Here is a 12,999-nt window from a genome sequence, read left to right as displayed (position 1 = left end):
TAAAGGTTACAATATCTGTTAAAAATACTGAGAATGAGGGATAAAATGAAATTCATTAGCATTATCTTAGGCGTTTTAGTCATCGTTTCATGGCTGTTTGTTCTACGAGATTATAAAAAGGGTAATCAAAATAGTGAAAGTGCCAAAACTGTGGTTTTAATTGCGTGCGTATTGACGTTCATAATGACAGTACTTCAAATTTTAGATTAATAAATGCAGAGAGCATGACATTATGAAGTTTGTTGATAACTTCTGTGGGATTTTATGCATCTCTGGGTTTATCTGTATAATGTTAAACATGCTTAAAAATAAAAAATTGTATACATTATCAAGTGTATTATTTTTAGCCGTTTCGCTAGCATTGTTTATTTCTTAGTTTGACTCGTTAAAATAAAGGAAGCATCTGGACATATATAAATGTTTCAGATGCTTCTTTTATTTATATGGAAACTGAAATGAATGGCATCACAGTTAATTAATATTTGAATATTACTCATTATAAATAAACGCGTTGCTTACCATAAAAATCTTTGCTAATTAAAAATGAAAGTCCATAAATCAACAATTACTTTGCGCTTTTCTGTAAGGCAAGGAAACGTTAAACAAAGATGTCTACTATTTAATTAGTCACTTTATCTATAACATATTGTTCTCCTCTTACATATAGTGCTAATAGTTTATCAATAAAATGAACACGAGGGATAACCCAACATGATAATAATGCTGTAATGGTGCCTAATAGCGCGCCTACTATGACATCTAACGGGTAATGTACACCTACCCAAATACGCGAAATTGCCACAAGTATCGCTAAGGCTAACCAAATATATCTTAAGTTTTTCTTGAAAAATAAAAAAACAATACAAATAGAAAAGAACTGTATGGCATGGTCACTAGGAAAAGAATTATCAATCACGTGATCAATGAGTTTATTAGTATTTTGCAATTCTACAAATGGTTGAAAATTTGAATGAATTTTTCCTAATAATTTACCGAATATTTCAGCAACAATAAATGATATTATTGCGCTTATCACCATTATTCTATTTTCTTTAGTACGAGTAAACCAATAAATAATCACGCCAGCAATTAAAATATACTCCATATATTTAGCTAAAAATATCATTAAAGGATTTAACAATTCTAGTTGATAGCTTAAATGATTGATAGCTCTGAATAGTTCCATATTGATTTCTGATAAATCCATCATAACACCTTCTTATAATTTTTTGATTTTATTAATTGAATATTTATACCGAAACTACTACTATATCAAATTAAAAAATTTAACTAAACCTAATTATTCAATCTTACTATTAATCTGCAATACAAAAATATTATTAACAATAAAATTTAAACTGAAAAAATTATTTAGCTATTGCTATTTGTATATCATTTTGGTTAACTAGAGGTTAAAGTTTTTACGTAACGAAAAAGTGCGGTACTTTAAGGAATTTAACTTTTTGTTTTGATAAACCAAGCGCACGTTAAAAACAAAGATACTAACCAACTATTACTTTTAAGAAAACGCGATTGATTTTTCTATTCGATTTTAGTAATGATGGTTCCACATGAATTTTAAAAGGAGCGGTATTATGATTGAAAACGAAAGTCTTCTTATTCGTTTATTAGAACAAAATGAATATTCACAATTTAGAAGTGCATTTTTAAATATACATCCGTATGAGCAGAGTGAATTTTTTATATCAATAGACAAAGAAAACAGAGCAAAACTTTATGAGTTACTTTCTGCTCGTGAAGTGGCTAATTTTTTAGGTTATTTAGACGTTAACGAAGATGAATATGAAGCTATTTTTGACGAGATACATGTGAATTATGCAAGTGAAATATTACAACATATGTCGGATGACGATGCTGCAGATATATTAAACCAATTGTCCGAAGAGAAACGCATTACGTTATTAACGTTAGTATCGCAGGATAAATCAGCTGTTTTAAAATCATTAATGCATTATTATGAAGAAACTGCTGGAGGCATTATGACCAAAGAGTATGTCTCTGTGTCTACGAAAATGAGTGTAGGTGAAGCGCTTAATCATGTGAAAGTCCAGTCACATCATGCTCAAACTATTTATGCTATTTATGCAGTAGATGATGATCATAAGTTAGTGGGTGTCATGTCTTTAAGAGATATTATTAATGCTGATCCATCCACTTCAGTTAGTGAAATTATGAGTACAAATGTGGTGCATACAGATGTATCAACAGACCAAGAACATATCGCCCGAGATATTAGAGATTATGATTTAATAGCAATCCCAGTCATAGATTACCAAAAGCATTTGTTAGGTATTATTACTGTAGATGATATTATAGATGTCATTGAAGCAGAAGCGAACGAAGATTATTCAAAACTAGCTGGTATTGATGATGCTAAGTATCAAGAAGAGTCTATCTTTAAAACAGCTAAAAAGCGTTTGCCTTGGTTAATATTGCTCACTTTCTTAGGGATGATTACTGCTACAATATTAGGTTCATTTGAAGATACACTTGAAAAAGTAGCACTATTAGCAGCATTTATACCTATTATTAGTGGTATGTCAGGTAATACAGGAACACAATCACTTGCAGTATCAGTGAGAAGTATTTCCACAGGAGATATGAAGCATAAAAATAAATTCAAGCATGCTTTATATGAATCAGGTAGTGGCTTTATTTCAGGATTTGTCTGCAGTTTAATTCTGTTTTTAATTATTGTCATTTTATATGGTCAACCACTGTTAGCTACGATTGTTGCAGTTAGTTTAACTGTTGCGATGACTGTAGGCACAACAATTGGTTCAGTGATTCCATCATTTATGAATAAAATGGGCATAGATCCAGCTGTTGCAAGCGGACCGTTTATCACTACAATAAATGATATTGTGAGTATGTTAATTTATTTTACGTTAGCAACTTCATTTATGAGTTATTTAATATAACTAGATCATACACATAGGTGTAAACAATCATACGATGACTTTATTTTAATGAAGTTTAAAGTATGAATGTTATGAGGTGAAGCAGAAATAAGTAATCAATATGTTTAGCTTGATTGCCTATTTCTGCTTTTTTCGCGATTTATTTTCTATTTTAACCAAGAGGAAGCATTATAATTTACGAAAAAGGGAATACAATGGCTGACATCGTTAAGGAGGTTTTTATATGGACAAATTGAAAGGAAAAGTCGCTGTTGTAGTTGGTGGTACGTCTGGTATCGGGGAAGCGACTGCTAAATTATTTGCAAAAGAAGGAGCCAAAGTTGTTGTCAGTGGTTTAAAAAATGATCAAGGTGAAGCCATTGTGAAATCAATAAAAAATAATGGTGGTACAGCCACATTCATACAAGTTGATGTAACACAGAAAACGTCAGTGGATCAATGTGTAAATAAAGTACTAGATCACTATGGCACGATTGACATTTTATATAATGGTGCGGGTGTCCATGATGCATATAAAGACGCATTAGAAACAGATGAACAAACATTTGATCAATTAATAGCTGTTAACGTCAAAGGCCCTTATTTATTTACTAACGCTGTTTTACCTATTTTCTTAGAAAAAGGAAAAGGTAATATCATTAATATCGGTTCTCAATCTACATTTGTAGCTGGCGCAGGCGGTAACACTTATGTAACAAGCAAACATGCGATGGGCGGTTTTACTAAACAGCTAGCTTATGACTTTGGAGATAAAGGTATTAAAGCAAACTTAGTTGCTCCGGGATTCGTTGAAACACCGATGACAGAAGGTATTGAAGATGAGAGATTAAAAAGCATCCCTGAAGGGCGTGCAGGGAAAACACAAGAAATTGCTAATGTAGCACTATTTTTAGCTTCAGAAGATGCTTCTTATGTACAAGGAGCTGAAATTAAAGTTGATGGCGGTTGGACTACGGGTCGTTAGATTATAAAAATGAGTTTCAAGTATAAAGTAACTTCCTCTAAAATTTTCACTTTTTAGCGTGCAATTTAGAGGAAGTATATTAATTGATATCTTAAATTATTTTAATCTTACCACTCGTAAATTAGTTTGAAAATGTAGTTATCTCAAGGCTGTTGACATAATAAAATTTTATCAGTTTCCTATATCGTAGGCTTTTGTTAAAGGAATGCGGTTATTTTAAATATCAGTGTAGTTTTTGATTTTAAAATCAGATAATAAATCATCATAATCAAGTACGTATTGTGAATGAATTGTATGATTGTCTTTGTCTTGTTTTTCTAATTCAATTGTAATGGTGTCACCTTTTTTGCTATATTTAACGACTTTTGGATCTGAGTAATCAGCTTCGTTACCAGACTTCACTACCTGTTTCATATGGTCAGCTGTATCAGTACCACTCTTTATATAGCTAGAAATATAACTATAGTCTTCTTCTTCGTATGCTTCATTCAAGTCTTCAGTATAATCTTCCATGAAAGATTGCACATCTTCTTTTATATCTTCATTTTCTTGATGTGATTTAATCTTGTCGTTATCAAATGATAAATCAACAGATACAGGATCGTTGCTTTCATCAGATTGAGGTACTTTAACTACATTAGATTTGAATGTTTTATCATCAACATGTGCTTGTGCATATACCTCTATTTTATCGTCGGATTGGTAGGGGCCGTATAAATCATTTTCAAAATCATCTTGAGCTGCCATTTTTTTATTATTAATGTATAAATCTACTGTAGTATCACTATCTAGTTCACTATCATCAATGTTAATATCGAGATATTTTTCATTAAATTGTTCTTGTACTTCATTGTCATCAGACATGTTGATAGCTAGATGACCATCAAATTTTTTATCATCCACCGTTTTTTGTGCTGTTAATTTATAGTTTCCCAAAGGTAAGGTAGCAAAGGTTTTTGAATCATCTTCGGATAATTTAATTTTACGTTTTTTATCATTGTATTTATATGTAACTTTACTGTCAGATTCTGGGTTAATAGAGACTTTTTGCTTCGAGACTTCAAAGTCATAGTTATTAAACATCCCATATTTTCTCCCATTTTTATGAATATTAATCGCTTCAGTATCGTTTACGTCTATTGAAGTAGCATTAACTTTGTCTTCTTTCATATGTTTCGTTTTACTTTCAATATCGTTTGCTATTCTATCTGGGTTATCAGCATCTACAATATATTTATAAAAAGCCTTAGCTTCTTCTTTACTCAAATTTCTATCATTAAATACTAAGTGGTTGGCTAAATTTTTAGTATCACCTTTCTTTATATCTTCAGAAATTGTTTTAGCTTCATTTTCTGGTGATAAAGTTGCAGCCATTATTTTATACAAAATAAATAAAAGAACAATGATGACTACAATAATACCTATAATCAGATATTTCTTTTTATTGTGCTTGGGTGTAACGTTTTGACTTTGAAGAGGGTGACCGCATTGGGTACAGATTTTATGATTATCTTTGACCTGAGCGCCACAGTTTTTACAATATTTCATTTTCTCTCCTCCTAATAGTGATTGGGTTAAATTTTCGAAACAGTGTATAACTTTTAAACAAAGGATAATGAGTGTTTATTTGTGAAGGTAATAGGACTAATTGAAAATAAAGTGATTACAGTAGCATTTTTACTTAATTTGAGGAAATGGTTTGAAATCATAAAGTAAGCTATTTATGGCTTAAGTAACGCAACGCATCCAAGCTATTTTTAATGTTTTGAACCTTAATTTTACTTGTTCTATGTATATATTTTTACTTTGCTTGATACGCTTCTTAGCGTTGTATATCATATCTCTAAAATGATTATTGCCAAATCCAAATACGTTATAACTCAATATTTATTGTTTGGTCATATAAATTGAATTGTAACATATTTGCAAACATAGAATTAATATAAAATTGATTTTTTAGTATTGATATATAAATAAGTTATTTATATATCGTTATATACCAATTGTAAAAGTTAGTTTATCATTTTTAAAAATGATAATGAATATAGCATATAGAAAGGGGTATCTAAAGTAGATAAAAAACATGAATCCCAAAATATGTTTCAGGATTCATGTTATAGATTTAAGTTATATTGTTATAAAATGTTTTATTCTGTTGCATTTTGTTTTTTAAATGATAGAGCTAGGATGAGTGTGATAATCAATAAAATCCCAAATAGTTGGAAAATTTGAAATGTAACATGAAGCCAAACTGCGCTTGCCACGATTGCCATAACAGGTTCTATTGTCCCGAAAAGTGTCGTTTCTTTAGCAGTTAAATAATTTAAACTATTAACGAAGAAAAAGAACGCTATAGCAGTCCCGGCAATAATCCCGAAAGTCAGATATAATGACGTTGAAACTGTTAATGCTGACCATTCAAACTGCCATACAGGGGCTTTAAAGTTCATCATAATTCCAGAAATTAACATAGCCCATCCGACTACTAAAATGGATGGAAATGTCGTTAATAATCGTGTTGCATAAAGCGTATAAAAAGCGAGGGCTAAACCAGAGATAATGCCCCAAACTGTGCTTGGCATGGGAACTACCAATGCACTAAAAGATCCATTTGTCAGTAGCAAAAATGTGCCAGATAACGTAAGCATTATAGCGATGAAATCAAAAGCTTGGAAACGTTCTTTACGCCGGATGACATACCAAATAATGATATATACAGGTGCTATATATTGCAATAACGTGGCAATTGCTGCATTGCCATAATTAATAGATGCCATATACGCGTATTGAACAAGTAACATCCCAAAAATTGAAAAAATTAATAATTGAAATATGTGATGTCTGTTTTTAAATATGCTAAATATTGAAGACTTTCTATTCCTTATTTTGTAAATAGCTAATAATACAATACCACTTATCAGTAACCTGGCAGTTACATACCAATTTATGTCTATGTCTCTTTGTTGAAAAAGAAAATCTGATACAGTACCTCCTAATCCCCAAAAAGAAGCCCCGACAACTGCTAATATAATTCCAATCATACGATGGTTGTCTTTATTTATCATTTAATCACCTATAAAATATAAATATATTTATACTATAGCTTGAAAATTAAAGATATAATATATGAAAATTATCTAAAAGTATCAAAATATTGAGGTGGTCTATTGATGTATCAAGAAATAATTGTAGAAGATACAAGAGAAGAATTAATACAATTTCCAAATAAACAGTGGAAACATGTTATTCTACATACTAATTTGGAACAGACTTTATTTGGTTATATTCCTATACATTGGCACCATGCATTGCAATTTATGTACGTTATTAATGGTGAAATAGATGTTTCAATAGGGGATAAAGTAATTAAGATTAATAAAGAAGACGGCTTATTTATTAATTCAAATATTGTTCATGAAATTCGGAGCGAATGCGCTGAAACGGAATATTATTGTTGGAATATTGAAATACCAGAAACGACATACGATTTGGAATTTAATTATGTAGCACAAATTATGAATAAAGCGAACCAAGTCCCGTATATTTATTTATCTCATATAGATGACCAACAAAATAAATTGATCAAAACAATCCATTCAGCAGGAAAAATATATGAAAACGCGTATCCATATTTTGAATTAGATATCACTGTTAAATATTATGAAGCATTAAAATGGTTATTACTTAATGTAGATAATATATGTGAGCATAAACCATATTATTTTGATCGTCGTATTAAACAACTGATGGCATATATGCAAAATAACTACCATAAAAAAATCTCGTTGCAAACGTTAAGTGAACAAATTCATATGAGCCAATCTGAAACAATTAAATGCTTCAAGTATTATGTTAACCAGACACCTATGCAATATTTAACAAATTTGCGTTTAGAGCGTAGTGTAAGAATGCTGTATAGCAAACAATCATATACAATTACAGATATTGCGATGGCATGTGGATTTTCAACCACAAGTTATTTTATTAAAGTTTTTAAAGAAAAATATGATTTAACACCTAAGCAATTTCAGAAGAAACAATTCACTCCTTATCACGTTTATAAGTATGATAAATAAAAATTGTTATTTTTATTTATAAAAAGATACAATATGCTTAATATAAAATAAAGGAGATTTTGTTGATGGATATTAAACTTATTGTTGTAGATATGGACGGGACATTTTTAAATGATGATAGCCAATTTAATAGTGAAAGTTTTCAATTGCTAAAGCAAAATTGTGAAGCACAGCATATTCGTTTTGTCTTTTGTACTGGAAAACAATGTGAACGTGTAGAAAATATTGTGGGAGATTTAGCAGCGAATACATTTATTGTTGGTGATAGCGCTACACGCATTAAATATAATGGAGATTTTATTTATAATGCTTCAATAGAAAACCAAAAGGCTAAAGAAATCATTAGAGCAATTAAAGAAATTGATAATACGCAAACCGTTTTAGCCTGTTCTCAAACAGGGGCATATGTATTGGATAGTACTTCGGAATCGGAGAGAAGATTGGTACATGGTTCATACCAACATGTGAATTATATTAAAGATTATAACGATATTGAAGAAGATTTATTAAAAATTACGGTGCACGATGCAAAAGGTAAGTGTAAGGACACTGCTGACCGTCTAAATTATTTTGAAAAAGATGTTTATATTGTAGCCTCAGATGAATCATGGATTGATATCGCAGAATTAGGTGTTAATAAAGGGAGCACAATAAATCGAATTCAAAATCTACTTCAAATTACACCAGCTGAAACAATCGCATTTGGTGATGGCTTTAATGATATAGATTTATTCAAAGCTGCCAAATATAAAGTAGCTATGGATAATGCTTACCCCGAGTTAAAACGAGAAGCTAATTTAATTGCAATTAATAATAATGAAGATGGCGTCGTTCAAACGTTAAATTTACTTCTAGGGTTTAAATAAAAAGAATTAAACTTTTCAATTAAAATCAAAAAAACTTTTTTAAATTATAAAATAAATAGCTCTTTATATGATAATATTTGTCTAGTGCATATTTTTATATGCAACGTATATATAAGGAGGCTTATGCATCGTGAATATAAAGCAACAGTCAAATAACAAATTGATTTTGGCTATCGTTTTAAGTGTATTAACGTATTGGCTTTTTGCACAATCGTTTATTAATATATCGACACAAGTTCAACATACATATCAGACAACACCAGGCGTTGTGAATTTGTCTGTGAGTTTAGCGTCATTTGCTACAGGGATTTTTATGGTGGGTGCAGGCGATGTTTCAGACAAAATAGGAAAACTCAAAATGACTTATATAGGCATCATTTTTGGTATTTTAGGGTCACTACTTATTATTGTATCTAGTGTGACGGCACTCTTATTAGTAGGACGTATGTTACAAGGGCTTTCTGCTGCTATTTTACTTCCCTCCACTGTAGGCGTGATTAATGAACAATTTAAAGGTAAAGAGATGCGTAGAGCTTTCAGTTACCTTATGATTGGTAGCGTTGGTGGCATAGGGTTAGCATCAATGGTAGGTGGATTTATAGCAACTTATGTCAATTGGCAAGCTAATTTTATCATCTCTATTATCATTTCAATTATTGCATTTTGGTTATTATGGGGTACTGAAGAAGCAGAAAAGAAAAAAATCGATGCCAGACCATTTGATTATGTTGGTATGTTTCTGTTCGCAGTACTTATAGGAAGTATTACGTTATTTGCGACACAAGGATTTGAACAAGGATGGTTGAGTACGTTTTCGATTACTTGTCTTGTGATTTTTATTATTTCAACACTGATATTTATATTATTTGAGAGACAAAAATATGATCCATTTATTGATTTTTCATTGTTCCGCAATCGTGGTTTTGTGGGCTCTTCAATGATTAACGTCGTGCTCAATTCTGGTGTAGGAACGACGACCGTGTTTAATGTGTATGCACAGACAGAATTAGGATTAAATGCCTTTCAAGCAGGTCTTGTGACAGTACCTTACGTGATTATGGCGGTCGTGATGATTCGTTTAGGCGAAAAACTCTCCTTGCGTTTTGGTGGGAAGCCATTGTTACTTGTAGGCCCACTGTTCCCAGCAATCGGCATTATGTTTATCAGTTTAACGTTATTACCAACACAGTGGTATGTAGGGTTTGTAGTATTCGGGTTTGTTATTTGTGCCATAGGTAACGGTCTGTGTGCCACGCCAGGTATTACAGTTGCAATTTTAACAATTCCTGATGAAAAAGTTGGATTGGCTTCAGGCATTTATAAAATGTGTGCCACGCTGGGCGGTGCGTTAGGTATTGCACTTAACACTACTGTTTTTGCCGCAGTAAAAGTCAATCATAGTGCCAGTGTAGCCGCTACTGCCTCATTTTTAACTGGTTTATCAATTATGATTATTGGAGTAATTCTGACTCAAATCATTATCCCAAAAAATATAAAAGCTTAACCAATCTCTTTTATTATAAAACAAATTTAAATTATATATTGAATATGATGAGAAACAGCTCCTTGTGAGCTGTTTTTTAATTTGTAGGCGTGCTTTCAATTCAATTAAGTTCGTAGCAATCATTGCGGACGCATGTTTATTTTCAAATTAAAGTCGAACTGGTACCTTAAATTGCAAAATCTGGTTCTTTACACTCGGAAAAGGGTATCTTATGATTTTTTGAAAACGGATACAAAATGAAAAAGGGGTAGATTAAAATGTTTAAACCAAAAGATTCATCTATGTCACCAAGATTTGTCGGTCCTAGGACTTTTATGAGATTGCCGTTTGAAAACACTTTAGAAAATGTTGATTTTTTAATCATGGGTGTACCGTTTGATACGGCCGCTTCAAATAGAACAGGCCAACGTTATGGTCCACAAAGTATAAGAGATTTTTCAGTTTTATTAAGACCTTATAACCCAGACCAAGGTATAAATATCTTTGATTATTGTTCGGGTATCGACTACGGGGATGTTGATGTTATACCGGGTAATGTATTGAAAACCTATGATCATATAACAGAAAAATTAGATCCTATTTTAGATCAAGGCATTATACCGGTAATGTTAGGGGGAGACCATTCGATTTCACTTGGACATTTGCGTTCTTTTGCAAAAAAATATGGTCCAGTATCGTTAGTACATTTTGATTCGCACAGCGATACTTGGGAAGATTATTTTGGAGAAAAATATGTTCATGGCACGCCATTTAGGAGAGCTGCAGAAGAAGGCTTAGTGGATACCAAAAAATCAATACAAGTTGGGATGAGAGGACCTTTATATGGCCCAGAAGATATGCAAAATGCTAGAGATTTAGGATATAAAGTGATTGAAATGAGAGAAGCTCGAAAACTAGGTATTGAAAAAGTCATAGAACAAATCCATCAACGTGTTGGAAATAGTCCTGTATTTGTTTCATTTGATATTGATTTTTTAGACCCTGCCTATGCTCCGGGTACTGGCACGCCAGAAGTAGGAGGTCCAACTAGTTTTGAAGCGTTAGAATATGTGAGAAAACTTGATGGATTGAATATTAAAGGCTTTGATTTAGTGGAAGTATTACCAACGTATGATTCAGGAGAAATAACTGCAGTAGCCGCTTCCTCTGTAGTGTATGAAATGATTACACTGATCGCATTAGCAAAACGTAGGAATAGTAACTAATATAAACGTGAACATTTGCGTAAAAAGGGATTGGTTAAATATATGTCAAGCATCGATTTTATAATATTTGCTGTTTATTTTGTCTTATTAATTTCAATCGGAATTTTAGGCGTAGTCAAAGCTAAATCTTCTAAGAAATATATGCTTGCTGATAGTAACTTGGGCGTGTTTATGTTGTTTGGATGTTTAACTGCTGTTTTTCTAGGCGGATCTTCAACTATCGGTTCTTCTCAATTAGGTTATGAAGTGGGCTTGTCAGGGTTTTGGTTTGTTTTCGCAATGGGTATTGGTATAACTTTTTTTGGTTTATTTTTTCTAAATAAAATTTTAAATATGAATGTATTAACGATTAGTGAATTATTATATAAGCTTTTTGGAAATAGAGTACGAATTATTGGTGCAATGATAACTGCGATGTACACTTTAATGATTAGCGTTACTCAAGTTATAGCAATTGGGGCGTTATTATCTGTTATTTTCCATTGGGATCTTAAAATAGCTATTTTAGTTGGCGGAGGCGTAGTTTTTATATACACAATCCTTGGTGGCATGTGGACGTTGTCTATAACAGATGTTATCCAGTTTTCTGTGATGACTATTGGTATGTTTTTAATTATGTTACCAGTAAGCTTACATAGTGTTGGCGGTATTGGTACACTAGTCAATGTACTCCCCTCGTCACATTTAAGTTTTACAAATATTGGATTCAAAGAAATCGTAGGATACTTTATAACCTACACGTTAGGCATTGTAGTAGGGCAAGATATTTGGCAACGCTTTTTCACGGGGAAAACTAAGCGCGTCGCTAAAGTATCTGGTATATTAGTAGGCTTATATAGTGCGTTATATTCTATTGTTATGGTAGTTATTGGCATGTGTGCTTTTGTTTTATTCCCAAATATTCAAAATACACAAAATGTTTTTACTCATATGGCTTTTGAAACATTGCAGCCTGGTTTGTTAGGGATTGTATTTGCAGCGTTAGGCGCAGCAATTATGTCGACTGCTTCAGGGACATTACTTGCATCTTCAACAATTATTGCTAATGATTTATTAAAACCGTTCTTTTTCAAAACGATGAGTGATAAACAATATTTATTATTAACGCGGCTAACGACTTTTGGTTTAGCCATAATAGCTATGGTTATTTCTCTATGGATTAAAGAAGTTTTAGTAGCGATTGATATTGCTTATGCCATTTTGACAAGTGCCATCTTTGTGCCAGTTATATTAGGGTTATTTATTAAATGGATTACTGAAAGAGCAGCGTTTTTAGCTATTATCATCAGTATTGTGACTGTTTTTATAGGGCTAGCAATAGTAGGTCCTAATTCCAATCTCATAATTATATTGGCCATAATTTTAAATGCTATTACTTTATTAGGTGCTTCGTATTACGATAATAATCTGAGTAAAATTGCGAAAACAAAAAATAGTTAAAC

The 12,999-nt window shown here is 31.8% G+C and carries 11 protein-coding genes; 8 read left to right on the top strand and 3 right to left on the bottom strand.

Annotated elements, in window-relative coordinates; genetic code table 11:
- Positions 1–45 precede the first annotated feature (45 nt).
- Positions 46–210, top strand: coding sequence for a hypothetical protein (locus tag BJG89_RS14655; RefSeq protein ID WP_182478059.1), 165 nt, complete (start codon positions 46–48; stop codon positions 208–210).
- A gap of 409 nt (positions 211–619) precedes the next feature.
- Here BJG89_RS14655 and BJG89_RS13965 read toward each other — a convergent pair whose 3' ends face one another.
- The gene (locus BJG89_RS13965; RefSeq protein WP_096811166.1) at positions 620–1,207 is read right to left on the bottom strand and encodes an undecaprenyl-diphosphatase; all 588 of its coding nucleotides are present in this window, start codon (positions 1,205–1,207) and stop codon (positions 620–622) included.
- A gap of 388 nt (positions 1,208–1,595) precedes the next feature.
- Between BJG89_RS13965 and mgtE the strand changes: the two genes are divergently transcribed.
- A complete protein-coding gene (gene mgtE / locus BJG89_RS13960; protein ID WP_418347397.1) occupies positions 1,596–2,942 on the top strand; it encodes a magnesium transporter in 1,347 nt (448 codons plus the stop codon).
- Positions 2,943–3,165: 223 nt separating this feature from the next.
- Complete coding sequence (locus BJG89_RS13955; RefSeq protein WP_096811164.1) at positions 3,166–3,906, top strand: SDR family NAD(P)-dependent oxidoreductase; 741 nt, start codon at positions 3,166–3,168, stop codon at positions 3,904–3,906.
- 216 nt (positions 3,907–4,122) lie between these two features.
- Here BJG89_RS13955 and BJG89_RS13950 read toward each other — a convergent pair whose 3' ends face one another.
- Together BJG89_RS13950 and BJG89_RS13945 are read right to left on the bottom strand one after the other, a co-directional pair.
- Complete coding sequence (locus BJG89_RS13950; protein WP_096811163.1) at positions 4,123–5,454, bottom strand: TcaA NTF2-like domain-containing protein; 1,332 nt, start codon at positions 5,452–5,454, stop codon at positions 4,123–4,125.
- A gap of 599 nt (positions 5,455–6,053) precedes the next feature.
- A complete protein-coding gene (locus BJG89_RS13945) occupies positions 6,054–6,971 on the bottom strand; it encodes a DMT family transporter (protein WP_096811162.1) in 918 nt (305 codons plus the stop codon).
- 105 nt (positions 6,972–7,076) lie between these two features.
- Here BJG89_RS13945 and BJG89_RS13940 point away from each other — a divergent pair, with 105 nt between their 5' ends.
- The 5 genes from BJG89_RS13940 (at position 7,077) to BJG89_RS13920 (ending at position 12,997) form a co-directional block, all read left to right on the top strand.
- Complete coding sequence (locus BJG89_RS13940) at positions 7,077–7,982, top strand: AraC family transcriptional regulator (protein ID WP_096811161.1); 906 nt, start codon at positions 7,077–7,079, stop codon at positions 7,980–7,982.
- Positions 7,983–8,047: 65 nt separating this feature from the next.
- Positions 8,048–8,848 carry a Cof-type HAD-IIB family hydrolase gene (locus tag BJG89_RS13935; protein ID WP_096811160.1) on the top strand — a complete coding sequence of 267 codons (801 nt, stop codon included), beginning with the start codon at positions 8,048–8,050 and terminating at the stop codon, positions 8,846–8,848.
- Between the two features lie 127 nt (positions 8,849–8,975).
- Positions 8,976–10,352 carry an MFS transporter gene (locus BJG89_RS13930; protein WP_411756583.1) on the top strand — a complete coding sequence of 459 codons (1,377 nt, stop codon included), beginning with the start codon at positions 8,976–8,978 and terminating at the stop codon, positions 10,350–10,352.
- Between the two features lie 257 nt (positions 10,353–10,609).
- On the top strand, positions 10,610–11,557 hold the full coding sequence (gene speB, locus BJG89_RS13925) for an agmatinase (protein ID WP_096811158.1): 948 nt from the start codon (positions 10,610–10,612) through the stop codon (positions 11,555–11,557).
- Between the two features lie 42 nt (positions 11,558–11,599).
- Entirely contained in the window at positions 11,600–12,997 is a 1,398-nt protein-coding gene (locus BJG89_RS13920; protein ID WP_096811157.1) for a sodium:solute symporter family protein, read from the top strand.
- Positions 12,998–12,999: the final 2 nt, after the last annotated feature.

The organism is Staphylococcus nepalensis (genome assembly GCF_002442935.1).
GTDB classification, from domain to species: domain Bacteria; phylum Bacillota; class Bacilli; order Staphylococcales; family Staphylococcaceae; genus Staphylococcus; species Staphylococcus nepalensis.
This window is presented reverse-complemented; position numbering and strand designations above follow the sequence as displayed.